At 37.9% G+C, this 17,471-nt stretch carries 21 protein-coding genes; 7 read left to right on the plus strand and 14 right to left on the minus strand.

Annotated features, from left to right (window positions below; all coding sequences use genetic code 11):
- Positions 1–13: 13 nt before the first annotated feature.
- The 10 genes from H5116_RS15745 to H5116_RS15790 form a co-directional block, all read right to left on the minus strand.
- Positions 14–751, minus strand: a complete 738-nt coding sequence (locus H5116_RS15745; RefSeq protein WP_024596922.1) for a DUF1365 domain-containing protein — start codon at positions 749–751, stop codon at positions 14–16.
- Complete coding sequence (locus tag H5116_RS15750) at positions 744–2,000, minus strand: NAD(P)/FAD-dependent oxidoreductase (protein ID WP_002962467.1); 1,257 nt, start codon at positions 1,998–2,000, stop codon at positions 744–746. Before H5116_RS15750 ends, H5116_RS15745 begins: the two co-directional genes overlap by 8 nt.
- Entirely contained in the window at positions 1,997–2,707 is a 711-nt protein-coding gene (locus H5116_RS15755; protein WP_182692603.1) for an SDR family NAD(P)-dependent oxidoreductase, read from the minus strand. Before H5116_RS15755 ends, H5116_RS15750 begins: the two co-directional genes overlap by 4 nt.
- 2 nt (positions 2,708–2,709) lie before the next feature.
- The gene (locus H5116_RS15760) at positions 2,710–3,138 is read right to left on the minus strand and encodes a nuclear transport factor 2 family protein (protein ID WP_182716587.1); all 429 of its coding nucleotides are present in this window, start codon (positions 3,136–3,138) and stop codon (positions 2,710–2,712) included.
- Position 3,139: 1 nt separating this feature from the next.
- Positions 3,140–4,534 carry a deoxyribodipyrimidine photo-lyase gene (gene phrB, locus H5116_RS15765; RefSeq protein ID WP_182692601.1) on the minus strand — a complete coding sequence of 465 codons (1,395 nt, stop codon included), beginning with the start codon at positions 4,532–4,534 and terminating at the stop codon, positions 3,140–3,142.
- A complete protein-coding gene (locus H5116_RS15770; protein ID WP_024606012.1) occupies positions 4,534–5,487 on the minus strand; it encodes a DUF523 and DUF1722 domain-containing protein in 954 nt (317 codons plus the stop codon). The genes phrB and H5116_RS15770 overlap by 1 nt, the downstream gene beginning before the upstream one ends.
- A gap of 8 nt (positions 5,488–5,495) precedes the next feature.
- On the minus strand, positions 5,496–6,176 hold the full coding sequence (locus H5116_RS15775; protein ID WP_182716588.1) for a ChrR family anti-sigma-E factor: 681 nt from the start codon (positions 6,174–6,176) through the stop codon (positions 5,496–5,498).
- Entirely contained in the window at positions 6,169–6,792 is a 624-nt protein-coding gene (locus H5116_RS15780) for a sigma-70 family RNA polymerase sigma factor (protein ID WP_002962457.1), read from the minus strand. The genes H5116_RS15775 and H5116_RS15780 overlap by 8 nt, the downstream gene beginning before the upstream one ends.
- 68 nt (positions 6,793–6,860) lie before the next feature.
- Positions 6,861–7,439: an LON peptidase substrate-binding domain-containing protein gene (locus H5116_RS15785; RefSeq protein WP_024596915.1), complete on the minus strand. Its 579-nt coding sequence runs from the start codon at positions 7,437–7,439 to the stop codon at positions 6,861–6,863.
- Positions 7,440–7,674: 235 nt separating this feature from the next.
- Positions 7,675–7,947, minus strand: a complete 273-nt coding sequence (locus H5116_RS15790; RefSeq protein ID WP_024596914.1) for a hypothetical protein — start codon at positions 7,945–7,947, stop codon at positions 7,675–7,677.
- 298 nt (positions 7,948–8,245) lie between these two features.
- Here H5116_RS15790 and H5116_RS15795 point away from each other — a divergent pair, with 298 nt between their 5' ends.
- The gene (locus tag H5116_RS15795) at positions 8,246–9,937 is read left to right on the plus strand and encodes an alkaline phosphatase (protein ID WP_182712423.1); all 1,692 of its coding nucleotides are present in this window, start codon (positions 8,246–8,248) and stop codon (positions 9,935–9,937) included.
- A 60-nt stretch (positions 9,938–9,997) separates the two neighbouring features.
- On the opposite strand, the gene H5116_RS15800 is transcribed toward H5116_RS15795, so the two are convergent.
- Together H5116_RS15800 and H5116_RS15805 are read right to left on the minus strand one after the other, a co-directional pair.
- Entirely contained in the window at positions 9,998–11,476 is a 1,479-nt protein-coding gene (locus H5116_RS15800; protein ID WP_182716589.1) for a cellulase family glycosylhydrolase, read from the minus strand.
- A 383-nt stretch (positions 11,477–11,859) separates the two neighbouring features.
- The gene (locus H5116_RS15805) at positions 11,860–12,210 is read right to left on the minus strand and encodes a hypothetical protein (RefSeq protein ID WP_182692446.1); all 351 of its coding nucleotides are present in this window, start codon (positions 12,208–12,210) and stop codon (positions 11,860–11,862) included.
- Positions 12,211–12,395: 185 nt separating this feature from the next.
- On the opposite strand from H5116_RS15805, the gene trhA reads away from it, so the two are divergent.
- From trhA to H5116_RS15835, 6 genes are all read left to right on the plus strand, one after another.
- Positions 12,396–13,025, plus strand: coding sequence for a PAQR family membrane homeostasis protein TrhA (trhA, locus tag H5116_RS15810; protein WP_182716590.1), 630 nt, complete (start codon positions 12,396–12,398; stop codon positions 13,023–13,025).
- Positions 13,026–13,278: 253 nt separating this feature from the next.
- On the plus strand, positions 13,279–13,638 hold the full coding sequence (locus tag H5116_RS15815; RefSeq protein WP_045899398.1) for a hypothetical protein: 360 nt from the start codon (positions 13,279–13,281) through the stop codon (positions 13,636–13,638).
- 107 nt (positions 13,639–13,745) lie between these two features.
- Positions 13,746–14,108 carry a hypothetical protein gene (locus H5116_RS15820; protein ID WP_182716591.1) on the plus strand — a complete coding sequence of 121 codons (363 nt, stop codon included), beginning with the start codon at positions 13,746–13,748 and terminating at the stop codon, positions 14,106–14,108.
- Between the two features lie 167 nt (positions 14,109–14,275).
- Positions 14,276–14,536, plus strand: coding sequence for a hypothetical protein (locus H5116_RS15825; protein WP_182716592.1), 261 nt, complete (start codon positions 14,276–14,278; stop codon positions 14,534–14,536).
- A gap of 326 nt (positions 14,537–14,862) precedes the next feature.
- Positions 14,863–15,372, plus strand: coding sequence for a hypothetical protein (locus H5116_RS15830; protein ID WP_182716593.1), 510 nt, complete (start codon positions 14,863–14,865; stop codon positions 15,370–15,372).
- 266 nt (positions 15,373–15,638) lie between these two features.
- Entirely contained in the window at positions 15,639–16,217 is a 579-nt protein-coding gene (locus H5116_RS15835) for a DJ-1/PfpI family protein (protein ID WP_182716594.1), read from the plus strand.
- A 44-nt stretch (positions 16,218–16,261) separates the two neighbouring features.
- Here H5116_RS15835 and H5116_RS15840 read toward each other — a convergent pair whose 3' ends face one another.
- Both H5116_RS15840 and H5116_RS15845 read right to left on the minus strand, forming a co-directional pair.
- Entirely contained in the window at positions 16,262–16,573 is a 312-nt protein-coding gene (locus tag H5116_RS15840) for an MGMT family protein (RefSeq protein WP_182716595.1), read from the minus strand.
- A complete protein-coding gene (locus H5116_RS15845) occupies positions 16,563–17,459 on the minus strand; it encodes a LysR family transcriptional regulator (RefSeq protein ID WP_182712431.1) in 897 nt (298 codons plus the stop codon). Before H5116_RS15845 ends, H5116_RS15840 begins: the two co-directional genes overlap by 11 nt.
- Positions 17,460–17,471 lie beyond the last annotated feature (12 nt).

Here is a 17,471-nt window from a genome sequence, read left to right on the forward strand (position 1 = left end):
CTATCTACGTGCTTTATGGCTTGCCTGAGTGACCTAAAAAAGGAACTCGTTTTATAAACAACTTTAACGCTTGATAATAAATACCTTTGAAAATAGACCATGTCATGGCCGGAAAACGTTTAAATAACTTATTAACTTCTTCTTTAGTAAGTTCTTTACGCTTTAAGCGAAGTGTAGCATCAAATAATAGCTCTTCATTTCGCTTATTTTCAATGTGTATCAATGTTTTATCAGGCGATTGCTTAACATGCCAATGATAGTTCATATCTAGATTCATAAAAGGTGATACGGAAAAAACCTTTTTAAAGTTCACTTTTTTTTCTAAAGGTACTAAATAATAATGACGTTCGTTCCATGGTGTATTACTTACTTCAGCAATCATGTATTTAAAACGGATGTCATTATGACCAAAAAAGTAAAAATTAACAGGACTAAAATATACACCAAAACAACGAAGTTGCCCAAGCATGTAAATATGAGTAAAGGTTTCAGTAATACCTAAATTGGCAAGTTGTTCGTGTGCACGCTCAATAAGAGGACGTTTAGCAAGCTGTGAGGTGCCTTTAAGATAATCAGCTTCATTAAACTTTAACGCCTTTAAGCCTGACGTACCTATGTGTTTATGCACACCATTTAGTTGTTGAGGATTATTTAAATCTACCCACATCATATATAAAGGGTAACTAAAGCGATGTTCTTTAACAGCAAAACGGCGATGTTTAACATCGCCTAAATACACTGCACTAGTCAAATTCGACCCCAAGTTGCTTGGCTACATCTACACCACTGTGTACGCCATCTTCATGAAAACCATTGTACCAATAAGCGCCACAAAAATAACTATTGTTGTGTCCGTCAATACTGTGTTTAAGTTTTTGAGCTGCAATAGACTCTTGGTTAAATACAGGGTGGTGATAAGTAAACTCGCGCAAAATTTTACTTTGGCTTATTCCTTCAAGATGGTTAAGCGTTACACAAAACTGTGTATCTGATTGTATACCTTGCAAAATATTCATTTGGTAAGTAACAACAGCGGCTTTATCAGTGTTGTTGTTAAGTAGGTAGTTCCAGCTTGCCCATGCCGCTTTTCTATCTGGTAAAAGGTTTGTATCGGTGTGCAGCACCACTGAGTTCTCAGTGTAAGCTATTGCACCCAATACTGACTTTTCTTGCTCAGTAGCATCACCCAGTAGTGCAAGCGCCTGATCTGAATGACAAGCAAATATTACTTTATCAAATTTACTTTGCTCACCATTGGCAAACTCTATTGTTACTTCATCATTTTGACGCGTAACTGATTTAATATTTGTATTGAGGTTAATTTTGTCGGCAAAACCTCTGATCAGCGGCTTAATGTACTGACGAGAGCCTCCTGGTACTACATACCACTGTGGTCTATTGGTTACATCTAAAAGCCCGTGATTAAAGAAAAACTTAACAAAAAACTCAACGCCTACGTTTTCCATTTCTTTAATACTGGTAGACCAAATAGCCGCGCCCATAGGAAGAATATAATGGTATTTAAAAAAGTCATTAAACTGGTTATCGTTAAGCAATTGCCCTAATGACTGATCAGACTGGTAATCACCTTTTTCATGCATTGCTTTGCACAGTTTGTTAAACCTAACAATGTCGTACAATAATCGCCAAAACTTAGGTCTAAAAATATTACGACGCTGTGCAAATAAGCTTGTAAACGTATGTCCATTGTATTCAAAACCAGTGGCTTCGTTATGCACACTAAAGCTCATCTGGGTTGTTTGTTTATCAATACCAATGCGCGAAAGTAGCTTTTCAAAATATGGGTAAGTTCGGTCATTAAATACAATAAAGCCTGTATCTATTGCGTATTTGATGCCACACACATCAACATCAACCGTTGCTGTGTGGCCACCTATGTAATCATTTTTTTCAAATACGGTTACATCGTAATGTTTGTGAAGCAAATGCCCACATGTTAAACCAGATACACCAGTTCCTATTATTGCTATTTTTTTCAACGGGCTAATCCTTTTGCGATTTTAAGCCAAATCGGCAGTGGTAAAATGCGTAAAGCTTTTAATATAAGTGTAAAACGATAAGGGAAATGAACGTCTTTGCGGCGTTTTTGAATACCCTTAATCATGTAGTCAGCTGCTTTTTCAGCCGTAACGGCCATAGGCATCGGAAAATCATTTTTATTAGTAAGTGGCGTTTTTACAAACCCAGGATGAACTAAAGTCACATCAACATCATTTAAATCAACCGCTAAGCTTTTTGCTAAGTAACTTACACCCGCTTTTGATGCGCCATAAGCTTCTGAACGAGGTAGCGCAAGGTAAGTAACACTTGAGCTGACCAAAACAAGTTGGCCGCCTGGATTTATTTTAGGAAGTAACGCCTCAAGGCAATACCCCATAGAAAGTAAGTTAACGTTTATTACACGCTCAAACAACGCGCTATCAAAGTTGCGCGCATCATCTATATATTCACAATTACCAGCGTTTAAAATAACACGGTCAAATTGAGGAAAGCCAATAGTAGACTCTTTTATATCTTGCAGGTTAGTTGCATCAAATTTACATGCTTGGATATTGTCGTATTTAGCAAGCTCGGCGAGCTTATCACTATTACGGCCGCAAGCTATGACAGTGTCTCCTAGCTGTGCATATTTAATTGCTAGCTGCTCGCCAATACCTGATGTAGCACCCGTTATAAGTGTGATCATAATTAACCTGCCCTTTTATCAATTAGCTTTATAACGCTACCAAGTAAAGGAATGTGTTTGTATAACAACTCGCCCACATTAAAGTAGTCTCTGTGCTTAATAATTTTGCCATCTTTAAAAATAAGCTTACTATGACCGGCTACCGAGATAGTTTTACCTGATGAAAGCTTTGGATGTGCATAATGCATAGTCCAATAAATAAAAGCATTGTTACCGCTATTAAACGAATCACTAATATCAAACTGGCAATGCTTAACATTGCTGTATAAGTTAGCAAAGTACCTGCGCAATTCTACAATGCCGTTAATTTCATGCATCGGGTCTATAAACTGTATGTTGTCACAGTAAATATCACTCAATAAATCAAGATTAGTACTATTAAGCTGTTGGTATATTTCAACAAATTTATCTACTGGTAACTGGTTATCCATATCACACCTTAAATGCAGCAAGTGCACGTTCTCGTGCCGCTTTATGATCAACTATTGCTGGCCAGTAACATTCCTTATCTTTGCCTGTTGCGGCTAAATAAGTGTGTGGAAAATGAATGTGTTTATCTGGCACGTTTTCAAGCTCTGGCAAATACTTACGGATAAACTTGCCCGTTGGATCAAAGCGCTCGCTTTGTCTGATAGGATTAAAAACTCTAAAATAAGGCTGAGCATCACAGCCCGTACTTGCAGCCCACTGCCAACCACCATTATTTGAGGCTAAATCGCCATCAATTAAGTGCTGCATGAAAAAGCGTTCACCTTTACGCCAGTCTATTAATAAATGTTTAGTTAAAAAGCTTGCAACAACCATTCGTAAACGATTATGCATCCAACCGGTTTGCTTAAGTTGTAGCATTGCTGCATCCACTAATGGGTAACCTGTACGCCCTTCGCACCATGCTTTAAAATCGCTTTCACTTTTACGCCACACTACAGCATTATACTTTTCGTTGAAGTTATCGCCGCGCGAAAGCTTCGGAAATTCAGCAATTAAATGTCTGTAAAATTCGCGCCAAACAAGCTCGTTAATCCACGTAAACGTTTTACTTTTTGATGTAGTTAAAATATCAGGATAACGCTGCTGAATATTAATAAGCAGTTGCTTTGTGCTTACAATACCTAGTGCTAAATACGGGCTTAAACCCGATGTGCCTTTTACACTGGGAATATCACGCTGGTCGTCGTAACTTGTAAGTTTGTCGCATATAAAATTATCAACTACGGTAGAGAGTGTTTCGTCGTCAACCGGCCACTTATCTGAGCATCCATCACTTTTTAGTAAGTCGCTTTCATCAAATTTTATTGGCTCAGAAGTTAAAGGCCATTGTGGCAAACTAAAGTGTGTATCTTGATACTGCTTTAACCATGCACGTTTAAAGGGAGTAAACACTTTATACATTTCATTACTTTGATTTTTGACAGAGCCTGCAGGTGCAATTAAATCACCTTCGTACAAAGTAAAAGTAATAGAAAGCTCATCGCATTCATGCAAAATTGCTTTATCGCGGTTTACTTCATTAAGCTCATACTCTGTATTAGCAATTACGTGTTTTACATCGTTTGCTTTACAAAAGTTAATCAGCTCGCGCGTACAATCACTAAAGCTAGGCGCTTCAATAATATGTAAAGTAATACCGTAATCAGCAAGTTGTGATTGAAGATAAGTAACTCGGCGCTTGAGTAAGTCAATCTGAATAGGCGCAGCTTGGTGTTGTTGCCACTGCTTTTCAGACACAAAAAAAATGGCGTGTTTAGCGCCATTATTTAGCGCTTGAATTAACGCTTCATTAGAAAAAAGGCGCAAATCGCGCCTAAACCAAAATAATGTATCCATTAAATACCAAATCGTAGTTTTAAATCGTGAGGGTATGGGTTAAAAAACACTTGTTTTTCAAGGTACTCATTCGGATGAACTTTCAAATGATGTTTTAACAAGGTAAGTGGTACATACAATGGCACCAATCCTTCGCGGTATTCGTCTATCGCATCACGAAGTTCTTGTTTTTCAACCTTCGATAAATCGTTTTTAAAGTAGCCTTGTAAATGCATTAGGGTGTTGCAATTATTTCTGCGAGAAGCTGGCTTTTTCAGACCCGTCATCAAACCTAAAATATATTCATCCGCAACTGCATTTATATTGTCACCTACGAACGTTCCAAGCAGATTACCCAAATCTCGATAAGCTTGGTAATTATGAGCCATCAACAAGTACTTATACTGAGAATGAAATTGAGTAAGCTTGTGAACCGTAAGCGGCTCTTGTACTAATTTTTGCCAGTTTTTAAATACGTAAATTCTCATTACAAAGTTTTCACGTAAGTGCATGTCATTTAAACGTCCGTTTTCTTCACATGGCAATAATGGGTTGTGCTTCATTATTTGCTCAGCAAAAAAACCAACGCCTTCAGAAGTATTACCCGTGCCTGCTTCGTTGTATATTTTAATGCGCTCCATGCCGCAGCTTGGACTTTTTGCGCAAAATACAAACCCGCTCAACTCTTTAGCTTGTTCTGTTGCAACTTTTTTACCATACTCGGTAAGTTGTTGGCCTACGTCTCCAGTACCATCTGGGCGACATACTTTAATAGTATCTCCCACTTTAACTTGGCGAATAGTTGGTCGAGGTATTGGTAAACCTACCGCTACCTCCGGACAAAACCGTGTATATTCAACGTGTTTACCTAACTCATCCATACAGAAATTTGACTTTTTATGACCTGTGTCAAATCTAACTTTTTCGCCTGCTAAGCAGGCGCTTATACCTATTTTTATTATATCTGTGTGCATAAATTCTCTTAGTAAATCAAATTACCTATTGGATTTAGTAACTTGCTGAAGCCCTTATTAAAATGTAGCGCACTACTGACAACTGTAAAGCACAAACAACCATCTTTTGTTAAAGGTGTATGTTGGTGACTACCATCTTGCCATATAAAGTCACCTGGGACATATTTTCCTTCTTCATCACTAAACTCGCCATCTAGGAGTAAAGTAACTTCAAAGCCAGTGTGCGTGTGTTCTGGTATTTCACCACCAGCATCAATATGTAACAAGCTAGAACGTAATGGGCCATCATCAAGTGCAATACGAGATCTCGCAAGCTTACCCACTTGGGTAAATTTACTGTGAGAAATACGCGTTAGCGCACGTGGAAGCTGATAGTTATGCTCATTAACTTTAATAGAAACAGGCTCTACTTCATAAACTTCGTCGATAGAATCATCAGACATGATCATATCAAGCACATTCAATTCAAATTCTTCAAGTAACTCAGGTTGCTCAGCTTGAGGTTTCTCAAATTTAGCAGGCTCTTCACTAAATAATGCATTTGCATTACTTGCCTCAATTTTAGCTACTTTAGCTTGGCACACAGGGCACATATCTACATGTATAGAAACGGCTAAACTCAATGATGTAGCAAGTGATGCATCGCAATACTGTGTCAGTAAAGTTTCACTCGGGTGATGTTTAATCATGCTGATCTCCCATTTCATTACGTAATTTTTGCAAGGCCAAACGTAATCGTGATTTTACCGTGCCTACTGGAATATTAAGTTGATGTGCAAGTTGCTCTTGCGACATGTCTTGAAAATAAACGCCTCTTACCACTTCGCGTTGAGCAATAGGTAATTTGTCTAAATAACGTTTAATTTGTTTATCTTCTAAATGATCACTGTATTCGTGATGTGTATCTTGTGATTCGTTTAATAACGGCCAAATATCTTCGCTTATGTTTTCTTCTTTATTACTTTTCATTTTACGAAGCATATCGAATGAAGCGTTACGCATAACGGTATAAACCCACGTAGTAGCCGCACCTTTATCACTGTGATACAAATGTGCTTTACGCCAAACAGATGTTAACGTCTCTTGCACAAGCTCCATTGCTTGAGCTTCAACACCAAATTGCTTAATTCCAAAGCGTTTAATTTTTGGCGCAAAGTATTCAAATAAATAGGAAAATGCTTTTTTATCGCGTGACTGTGCAACATCTATAAGCGCTTGCATGAGTTCTTTACTCGGCGTTTCTGGCATGGCAGTGTACTTACCTGTATTAGGTTCACAACGTGGTGATTGTTGTTGACTTACCATAATAATTTATCCCGTTATTGCTTTTGTATTAAGTAATACGGGCAATAATTAATTTAGGATCATAAAATTTAGGCAAATTCGTTATTAATCACAGTATGGAGGAAATTCAGTAAGTTATCAAAGTTCGTTTCAAACGCAAGTTGCTGTTTTTTCTCAATAGAAATAGGTAGGAGCTCAAGCCAACGGGCTGCAATCCAAGGCAATTTGTCAAAGTGAGTTTTTTTGTACAGTAAATTAAGTTCCGGATTACTTTTAAACACGTTTAAAAGCGCATCATGCAATAAGTCATGTTCGCCAACTGAGTTGTTAGAATCCTTATACCAATATGGCGTATTGCAAGAAGACACCAAACCATGTCGCAGTTCGTCCTCGTCTTGATAAACGTCATTTATTTGAACGCTTTGAGAAGCAAACACATCGATTAATAATACATCGTTGTCGTCTTGGTCAAAATCAATAATATCAACAAGGCAACCTTGCGCGCTTATATTAAATGGCGTGTCGTGCTCAAATGTACAAAGCACAAACCCTGTATTGTTTTTTAATGCGGTTTTAACCATATTTAAATAGCGAGGCTCAAATATGCGTAATCGCGTATAGCCTTCAGGTAACATAAAAATGGGTAATGGAAAAATCGCACGTTTCATAAAGTCTACTTCTTTCAAACACTCTGCCTTTATTTACGTGCGCTTTTGCTAAGTCGATCAGCTTTGTATGAATCGAATTAATTACCAGCTATATAATTGGCTAAAGATTAAACCAACCTCCCATAGCTTTAAACACTTGAACCGAGTAATAAGCGCTAATCATACTGACTACGGGTGCTAACATTAATGCAAATAATCCAAGTTCACTGCTCATCGTTTTAATCCTTTAAATAATTTATTTTACGTTTTTTATACTAGTGTCAGTATTTTTAAGCGTTGTGCTATGTGTTAAAACGGGCTCATCTAATAAACCCTCTAAAACAGTTTTAGCATCAAAATAAAGCGTTTCCTTTAGTGATTTTTCAAGCTCGATTGTGGTTTGCTTTACGTAGCTTGCTACACTTTGAGTTAATATATCAGTTACATCTAGGTCCACTTCTGTTGCATGTACTTGCGCAGAACCTAATACTAATAAACTTGCCATAGCGATTTTAATTGAATGTTTCATAATGGTATTCCTTGTTTGTGTATTGTTTAGACGTAGTTAGATACTCAAGGGTTGTGCCAACATAAAAATAAATCGTAAGCAACTGTAATTAAACAATTTTACATGCATCTCTTTAATTTAAAAAATTCATACCTTGTTAATTTAACCATTTAATTTAATTTTTTGACTACTTTTTAGTTAATAAATAAAAGGGTTTAAATGTATTAATACCGTCACACTAAATACATTTAGCGTTTATAAAAACGTCATATCTACCCGCTAAAGTGCACACCACTATAAATAATTCAAAAAGTGCAGTATGACCCTTTCATCACGTCGAAATTTCTTAAAAACCTCAGCAGCAAGCATATTTACCGTCGCAGTATCGAGTGCCATTACAGGTTGTGCTCAAACATTAACAAACAAACCACTATCGGCTATTGAATTTAAACACGGTGTAGCCAGTGGCGATCCGCTCAGTAATGCTTTAATAATTTGGACACGTGCAACTACTTCTCAATCAAATTTTGAAGTTACTGCTGCTTGGGAACTGGCAAGTGACTCTCAATTTAAAAACATCATCCGCAGCGGGCGCGAACAAACAGATAAAAGCAGAGACTTTACAATAAAAATAGATGTGCAAGAACTTGCTCCAAACACAGAGTACTTTTATCGGTTTATGGGTTTAAATACACAAAGCCCAATTGGCCGTGCTAAAACACTACCAATAAATAACATTGAACAAGTAAAAATGGCTGTTGTGTCGTGCTCAAACTATCCTGCTGGGTACTTTAATGCCTACACCGATGCCGCTAAACAAAAAGATTTAGATGTGGTACTGCATTTGGGAGATTACATTTACGAATACCCAATGGGCGGATACGCTACCGAAAATGCTGAAAAAATTGGCCGCCAATTAGCAGCCGATAACAGTAGTGAAATTATTACCCTTAGCGACTATCGTAAGCGCTATGCTATTTACAGAACAGACCAAGGCCTTCAAGCTCTTCACGCTGCAGCGCCTTTTATTGCAATATGGGATGATCACGAAGTTACCAACGATACCTATAAAAGTGGTGCTGAAAATCATACCCCTGATGAAGGTGACTTTTTTAAGCGCCGTGCAGCAGCTATTCAAGCCTATTACGAATGGCTGCCAATTAGGCCGCCAATGGGCGAACAAAGCCCGCAAATATACCGCACCTTCGATTTTGGTAATTTAATAAGCTTACACATGCTAGATACTCGCGTAATAGCACGCGATAAACAACTCGCTTACAGCGACTATAAAAACCTAGAGACCAAACAAATGGATGTTGCTCGCTTTGCCAGTGATTTAAATAATCCAAAAAGGCAGTTACTAGGTAACACACAACTTAACTGGCTTACGAGTGCAATAACTAAATCGAATGCAAAGTGGCAAATATTAGGCCAGCAAGTATTGATGACTAAAATGTGGCTACCTACTGAAATATTCTCGCAATCCGATCGCACCAAAATACCCCAGGTGTTAAAAGAGCTTGTTGCCATTAAAAAAGCCGTGTTAGCAAATAAAGCGGTAACACCCGCGCAACTCGCACGCGTAAATACTTTAATGCCTTACAATTTAGATGCGTGGGATGGTTACCCAAGCGAGCGCGAAGCATTATACAAAAGCGTTACTGCATTAAATAAAAAGTTAGTTGTGGTTGCAGGTGATACGCACAATGCGTGGCATGGCACATTAAAAAATGCAAAAGGCGAAAGCGTAGGAGTAGAGTTTGCAACACCAGGTGTTACATCCCCAGGTATGGAGCATTATTTAGCGCTTAATACGGCACAAGCAAAACAAATGGCAGACTCGCTTTCATTGCTAATAAACGACTTAAACTATTGTGACTTATCACACCGTGGATATATGTTACTGACGATTACTAAAGAGCAAATCACAACCGATTGGCGTTATATAGATAACATAAACTCCCCAAGTTATAACATAGTTAACCAGCATCAAAGTGTTTATAAAGGCTAATACTTTTAAAAAGAAGGTAAATGTATTATTTACCTTCTTCGCATATTTTATAAAACGTGCTTAATTACAACTATAAAGAAGCGTCCACGAAGCATCACTTCCTGGAAGGCTATTTGTATACCAATTTGCGCTGTATGCATTGCCTTGATATTGCATTTTATCGTCGGTGTTATTGTGAGTAAACGGACCACCTGAGTAATCTTTGTTCACCCAATTAGGGTATGCATTAATACCATTACAATCTGTTGAACTTACAACACTGCATCCGTTTGTATCAACACTAGTACCTGCAGGTGTATCTGGGCACTGATCAATATCATCATTCACTCCATCGTTATCCGCATCGCTTTGTGGTTCAACTACTTCAACAACGCAACCTACATTATTAACAGCTTCACCTACTGGTGTATTAGGACATTGATCAACATTATCGCTTATACCATCGGCATCGCTGTCAGTTACTGCACAACCAATACTATCAACCGTTGTACCTGCGGGAGTATTATCGCACTGATCGTTACTATCACTGATACCATCGCCATCAGAGTCTAAAGCAATCGTACTACCACCCCAACCTTTAATGATCTCTTTAACTTTAGTGCCTGACGCGGTTAGTGAATTCCAACTACCGCCTGGAGTAAATAACGATGCACCTTCGTTTTTATCGTTTAAAGCCCAGTTAGCGTGGCTAATATTGTTTGTTTTAAAAAATGCCATCCATGCATCGGTTTCATTAATATTAACACCACCATTGCCATCAGCATTAACTGTACCCCACTCTGTGGCGAATAGTGCAATGCCGTTATCGAGTGCAGTTTGTGCTTTATTTCGATACGATTGGCCATGCGTGCCAGCATAAAAATGCAGAGTGTAAGCAATATTGGCGCGATCAATTGGGTTTTGTGATGCCACATCCACATCTTGTGACCACGTAGGCGTACCAACCACAATTAAGTTATCAGGGTCGATTGCTCTAATTTTATCAATAACTGTTTCTGCGTAAGGCTTAATATCGTTAGCCCACGAGATTTGTAACGGCTCATTATAAATTTCATAAATAACATTGTCGTACTGCCCATATTTGGTAGCTACGTCTTCAAAAAAGCGAATTGCAGTTGCTTGATCGGTATGTGCTTCATGGCTATGAAAATCAATAATAACGTACATATCTTCGCTAATAGCTGCGTTTACAACAGTATCAAGACGGCTCATATTGCCCTCCCAATCAAAGTTCAAACTACCACCGGTACTCGTACCATGGCCAATAGCTGCACGAATTAATGTTGCATTAAATTCAGTTTTTGCCTTTGCTACTGTTTCTGCGGTGTAAAATTTTTCAGCGCCCCACCCCGTATTACTCCAAAATAGGCTAGGTCCTGCAAAGCTTGTGTTTTCTCCACCCGCAAGAACTTGGTTCCCACTCACCGTTAACTTCTCAACAGCGGCATTGGCCATTGCTGAGCATCCTAATAATAAAGCTAACGATAAGCTCGCCACTTTAAAATCCTTTCTTTTGTGATTATTTGAACTGTTATTCATCGTATTTCCTTAAATTGAAATTATCAGTCGTCATTGCTTGATGTAATAAATTGACACAAAACCAATACTTAATAGCTAAACAAAGTTAATTTGGCGAGCAGAAAGTATCATTTATTTATTAACATTAAATGAATAAAAAGGTACAAGGAGAAGGAATTTAATTAACTAAATATCAACAAATGAGCAATTTAACGAGGTTTGAGGATTTTACTGGGTATATACAGGCATTTACACGATGTTTACATGGTGCAGGCAAAAATCTCGGTTACAAAAAATATGTATAAAAATGGAAAAAGCGGTAATAATTATTACCGCCATCAATAATAGCTAAATATCAGAGTAAATATTAATAAGCCAACCAAACCGAGTTCTGATTAACTGGCTTATTTTTTAGTAGGCAGCGCTTTTCTGCCCAAACGATATGCATCCAGCATACTCAGCACCCAAATTATAATCATTAAAGGTACATACTTATATTCAGCGAGTTGAGCGCAGGCGTCAGAAGGTTGTTGCGCGGCTTTTAAAATGGCCGTAACCGACATGGGTATTTTTCCGTTTACAATTTCATTTGCAGTACACTGTGCAATCGCAAATATATCTTGAAAGGTTAAAATTAAAAGAACAGAGAATACACCCGCAAAAATAGCGCCTATAAGGTGTTTTTTTAAAGAAAAATGCCCCGCTCCAGGATAAACAATGGCGGTAAGTAAAGCAGCTTTTAGATCTTGTTTCATGGTTATTTCAGCTCGTAATATGTATTACACTAGACACCAACATAGTGAATTAATTCTCTTTAAAATCAAGTAAAAGCTAAAGTAGTGTATCAAATAAAGTTATTTAGAATTACTCACAGCTAAGATTGAAACTTTCAGCGTACAGCTGTACACTGAAATTAATTCCAATAGTGGTAGGAACAGTTATGTCGTTAGAAGCGCCTTATTCCCGTAAAGAAGAGAAATTAAACGTAATCAGCCATGCACTCGGTATTATATTTGCCGCATTTGTTATGTGGGATTTATTTAGCCAAGCCACCAGCACTAAAGCGTATGTTAGTACTGCAATTTATGGCAGCAGCCTATTTGTGCTGTTTTTGTCGTCCACTTTGTACCACGCCAGTATTCAACCGCGCTTAAGAGCCTTTTATAAAAAGTGCGATCACTGCGCCATATACTTATTAATTGCCGGCACCTACACTCCCTTTTTATTAATCTCATTATCCGGTGCTTGGTCATGGGCCACACTTACATTTATTTGGGCGGTGGCACTGGCGGGCGTGGCGTACAAAGTATTTGTAAAAAACGGTAATAAAAAAATATCACTCGCCACCTACTTACTCATGGGCTGGTTTGCACTGGCTATTGTATATCCGCTTTATTCAAGTGTTGATGTAAAAGCACTTTACTGGCTACTTGCCGGCGGCATTTTTTATAGTTTAGGTACATTATTTTACAGCGCTAAAAGTACCCAATTTAGCCACGCTATTTGGCATTTATTTGTTATTGCTGGGTGTGTTTGCCATTATATTTCAATTAGTAATTATGTTTATTAGGCAGGTAAAGCCAATTAGAGTGGTCTGGTTTGAGCGATAACCGGACATTCAGGTGAGTTATCATTAACTTAATAAGAGTCAGGGATACTTTCCTCTTTTTTACATGTTTATATAAGCTACATAAAGCATAATATTTATAGTTGGCAATAATTTACACTATTTGCTATTAGTATACGTTCATAAAATAAGGACGTTTTCACGCTAAAATAGGGAAGTGTCCTCTGATAAAGATGTTATGTGCAAGGAGTAAATTTTGGATTCTATGGATGGAATTGATCTTCAAGATTCTTTCGTATTGGGATGGGAAGTTTCAGAAAATCAGTTTTCCATACAACTTGAAGCAAGTATTTGGCCTTCATCAGTTCATTATGCTGAACCCAAAGCAAATGAATACACTTGTTACAAGAAAGCCGTTTTAACCTTTTCTGACTTTTCATCAATATCTTGTGTTAATGGGCAATCGGCAATCGAACCGACAACCGACATTGACGGTTCGATTGACTATGGCAACATAGATAGCTTCATTAAAACAGAGTCAGGTTTTTTCATCTCGGCATGCTTTGGTAATGTCAGTATTAGTAATGGCAAGGTTGTTTTGAATGTTTGCACATAACAAAAAAATTAAGTCACTCACTACGTTCGCTGGGACGCATACACGCGGGGCGGCTGCGCCATTATGCCCCGCATGCCTGCGCCCCTTATTTAAAAGTTAGGTATTACATGAGGTTTGGAGTCACGCTACTATTTTTAATTTTTTCTTCGCATTCGTATGCGTGTTTTAGTGGTGTTGGTTATGAGCAAAATTGGAGCGATTCAATTAACTTACTTTTTATATCTCTTGTCGTTGGTATTCTTGCAACGATTATTAGGTATTTTCAAAAAGTTAAACGGTTGTATATTCCTATAACATTACTCGTGCTCGCATGTATTCCTTCTGGATTAGAAATGTTGCGTTATGGTAATGGCGATTGTGGCTCTAGTCTAATGCAAGTTGCTACCTGGCCAATTTATACAATGTCTATTGTTTTACTTTACGAGGTTGTAAAGCTACTAAAATTAAGGCTTGGTGTAGGTAATACCTAACAAGCTGTTAAAGCAGGACAAAATTCAAAATTGTGCATATTTTCTGGAAATTACTTTTCGCTAGATAAGGTATTTGCCTGAATTAAAGATTTGTAAGTTATGTGAATTTCTATTAGCTACGGAATTTACTTAACTTCGGAAGAACTTAAATACAGAGGGTTGATGGAGTGTCTCAAGAACAAGATGCATGGGAAAAGTTTTTAAGTTTATGCCAAAAAGGCTTCATCAGTTGTACGTTTTCCGATGAACTTACTGAAGTCTGTGGTGGAGATGCTAATGTTGCTTCAGTGGTTTATTACCACAACAAAGGCAATGCATTGAAATGGATGCGGTCAAAAATGCCTGCACTTAAAGATAAAACTCCAGCATTTTGCGCAAGGTCAGATATGCCCTTACTAAAAACTGTACTAATGTCATTTCCGTGTTAATTTATCAGAAAGAAACATTTTATAAGGCCATCCACCCAAGCTCCGGTGAGTGATGACGCGTTAAGTGCTAGAGGGTGAATTTGAAAATCTAACAAGTTAAACAAAAAATAGATTTACTGGAGCTCTTAGGGTTAAAACTCGATTTGATAATAATTCACTCAGTAAGTTTGTTAAGTTTTACGCACTCAAAAAGACAAGTGGTCAAATCATGACTTCAGACATTACAACTACTGACCGTCTTCGTATGGCACATTAATGCCCTTGGAATTGAACTTGAAACTGTTTCTAAATGTTTGAACTAACAAGGAGCTTGTTTGAGTTAAAAAATGACAAAATTCACATATTATAAAAATTTATCTTTATCAGTTATTTCCATCGCATTAGGCCTAGCAATCGGGTTTGTAAATCTAAATCAGGTTAATAGTGGCTTTCCTTTTAAAAGTGACCTTGTAGAAAAAAGTGGTCCTGTTGATTGGGTTCAAGCACATGATTATGGAATACGCTTCGGGTTTGTTAATGATCCAATGAATTTTAATTACCCGTCAAAATCAAATGGGCAAGGCATTGTTGAAGAGTCTCTTTTGAAATCAAAAGATCAGCTTGTTACTATTTTATTTGAGGCTTCTGATACGCATTCGCCAATCTACTCTTCGAAGATATATCATAATTTTTTTGAGTTAAAAGTGAATGGACTGCTTGTTCGTTCTTATGAAGAATCTGAACAAGCTTGGAAGTCAGACAACAAATTGACACCTTTAATTGTTGCTCTATTTTTGTTTGGAGGAACATATATTTGGCGCAAAACAAAAAAAGAGTACAAATATACTCGATATTGAAACACAGCTAACTCTCACATCATCAGGCCAGAAGATGCAAATTTAGACTTTACATATCATGATTCATCAATATCTGCTCGTGACACTGTGCGACACCCGCATATTGTTACATTTAGCTTTACCTAAGATAATAGAAAACTTAGTAATAGTAATATTTTAGGTAATTTGTTAAAACTATATAAAGCAGAAAAATGAGCGTGACAACAGCAGAAGTATTCGTGATTAGCGCATTTTAAGATTGTTATGTGTAATGGAGTATACAGAGTATGAATATCGGAATATACATATACGATGACGCAGAAGTTCTTGATTTCTCTGGACCATTTGAAGTGTTAAGTACTGCAAATCGTTTAGGCAATAAAAATTGGAATGTATTTTTGGTTTCTGAAAAACCTGATGTTGTAAAAGCTCGTAGTGGTTTTCCAGTGCACGCACATTTCTCGTTTGAGACTCATCCGAATATTGATGTGCTTATAGTTGTTGGAGGTATACATACAGAGGAAGTTAAAAAGCCTGCTGTAATATCTTGGATTTCGAATGTTGCTAGTACATCAAAAAGAGTCGCATCTGTCTGTACAGGAGCGTTCATTTTAGCTGAAGCTAATTTACTAAATGGTTTAACAGTTACAACGCATTGGGAAGATATAGCCGATCTCAGTGCTACCTACCCGAAATTAAATGTTGTGAGTGATCATCGTTGGGTCTCTCAAGGTAAATATATAACTTCTGGTGGCATATCAGCTGGAATTGATATGAGTTTACACTTAGTGTCAGAACTATCGACCTTAAATTTAGCTGAGCAAACAGCTAAGCAAATGGAGTATCACTGGCAAAAATGCACATAACAACAGGCTAAGTCGTCGTAGTCAGCTTGCCAATAATAGTCATATCACTCCCACCGGCACTCGCGCATATTCACTTTGTCGTTTTTAAACAGTACGCCTTCTGATAATAGCTTTTCGCGCTGTTCTTGATATTTTTCGCTACCTTCAAGGAATGATATTTTACCTTGGCTATTCACTACCCTGTGCCAAGGTATAACCGAGTCGTTTGGCATCATTTTTAATAAGCGCCCAACCAACCGTGAGTTTTGCGGGTAGCCCGCAAGAGCTGCAACTTGCCCGTAGCTTGCTACTTTACCTATTGGTATGCCTGCGATAACAGTATAAATGAGTGTTTCTTTATCAATATCAGCGTTCATTTAAATACGCCTCACTAAGTACTTTAAATTGCTCCCAAATAGTACGCGCTACAGGGCCGTGGTGCACTGCATGTTGTCTAAAGGCTCTAATTTGCGCGCTAAATTTATGCTCTCGGTCAGTTATGTGTATTTCTTGAAGTAAGCCTGCTTTTATTTCAGGAGCGCAGTGTTCTAGGCTCATCATTGCCCAACCTGCGCCTGAAAGTAAAAACGATTTTAAGGTCGATACATCATCAATTTTCATCATGGCGGAGCCTTTTGAGTACGATAGTCTGTCGCTGTCGATACTCAAATCACTTTCAAACATGGCTAAACACGGATACGTTTGTAGTTCGCTATAGGTGAGCCTTTGAGGAAGTACGCCTTTGGCGCTGACAATGCCAATATCGAGCCTGCCAATTGGTACGCTTTCTAAATCGCCTGTTGCATGAAATAAGTCAAACCACGGGCCAATGCCTAATTCGGCTTGCCCACTATTTACTTGCTCTAACGAAATAAAGCGCTTCCCGCTTGTTAAGCTAAATTCGGTGCTGGTAAACAATCTAAAAGTATTACTTATGATCTCGTTGTAACTCTGCGTATGGCAAAGTTGTTCGTAACAAATTCTAAATTGGGGTTCATTTCCGAGTGCCAATTCTTTAGCAAGCTGCGCTAGCTCGTCGTTGGCATGCAGAAGTTGCTGCGCCTCGCGGTGAAAAATTCGCCCTTTTTCAGTAAGCTGTAATCGGTACTTACTTCTGTCTAGCAACTCAAACCCTATTTTTTCTTCTAGATTTTTAATAGCAAGTGTAAGCGCTGGCTGCGTTTTATGTAGCTTTAGTGCTGCCCCGCTTAAGCTTGCGCTTTGCACTATGGCATCTAAAATTATTAATTGATTCAGCTTCATATAGCACTCTGC

It is taken from the genome of Pseudoalteromonas sp. SG45-2, assembly GCF_014164115.1.
GTDB classification, from domain to species: domain Bacteria; phylum Pseudomonadota; class Gammaproteobacteria; order Enterobacterales; family Alteromonadaceae; genus Pseudoalteromonas; species Pseudoalteromonas distincta.

Coding starts and splice junctions, on each gene's coding strand:
- H5116_RS15845 (WP_182712431.1), bottom strand. CDS start 17,459: ATGAAGCTGAATCAATTAATAATTTTAGATGCCATAGTGCAAAGCGCA.
- trhA (WP_182716590.1), top strand. CDS start 12,396: ATGTCGTTAGAAGCGCCTTATTCCCGTAAAGAAGAGAAATTAAACGTA.
- H5116_RS15800 (WP_182716589.1), bottom strand. CDS start 11,476: ATGAATAACAGTTCAAATAATCACAAAAGAAAGGATTTTAAAGTGGCG.
- H5116_RS15770 (WP_024606012.1), bottom strand. CDS start 5,487: ATGCACACAGATATAATAAAAATAGGTATAAGCGCCTGCTTAGCAGGC.
- phrB (WP_182692601.1), bottom strand. CDS start 4,534: ATGGATACATTATTTTGGTTTAGGCGCGATTTGCGCCTTTTTTCTAAT.
- H5116_RS15840 (WP_182716595.1), bottom strand. CDS start 16,573: ATGAACGCTGATATTGATAAAGAAACACTCATTTATACTGTTATCGCA.
- H5116_RS15755 (WP_182692603.1), bottom strand. CDS start 2,707: ATGATCACACTTATAACGGGTGCTACATCAGGTATTGGCGAGCAGCTA.
- H5116_RS15830 (WP_182716593.1), top strand. CDS start 14,863: ATGACAAAATTCACATATTATAAAAATTTATCTTTATCAGTTATTTCC.
- H5116_RS15805 (WP_182692446.1), bottom strand. CDS start 12,210: ATGAAACAAGATCTAAAAGCTGCTTTACTTACCGCCATTGTTTATCCT.
- H5116_RS15795 (WP_182712423.1), top strand. CDS start 8,246: ATGACCCTTTCATCACGTCGAAATTTCTTAAAAACCTCAGCAGCAAGC.
- H5116_RS15785 (WP_024596915.1), bottom strand. CDS start 7,439: ATGAAACGTGCGATTTTTCCATTACCCATTTTTATGTTACCTGAAGGC.
- H5116_RS15820 (WP_182716591.1), top strand. CDS start 13,746: ATGAGGTTTGGAGTCACGCTACTATTTTTAATTTTTTCTTCGCATTCG.
- H5116_RS15790 (WP_024596914.1), bottom strand. CDS start 7,947: ATGAAACATTCAATTAAAATCGCTATGGCAAGTTTATTAGTATTAGGT.
- H5116_RS15775 (WP_182716588.1), bottom strand. CDS start 6,176: ATGATTAAACATCACCCGAGTGAAACTTTACTGACACAGTATTGCGAT.
- H5116_RS15760 (WP_182716587.1), bottom strand. CDS start 3,138: ATGGATAACCAGTTACCAGTAGATAAATTTGTTGAAATATACCAACAG.
- H5116_RS15835 (WP_182716594.1), top strand. CDS start 15,639: ATGAATATCGGAATATACATATACGATGACGCAGAAGTTCTTGATTTC.
- H5116_RS15780 (WP_002962457.1), bottom strand. CDS start 6,792: ATGGTAAGTCAACAACAATCACCACGTTGTGAACCTAATACAGGTAAG.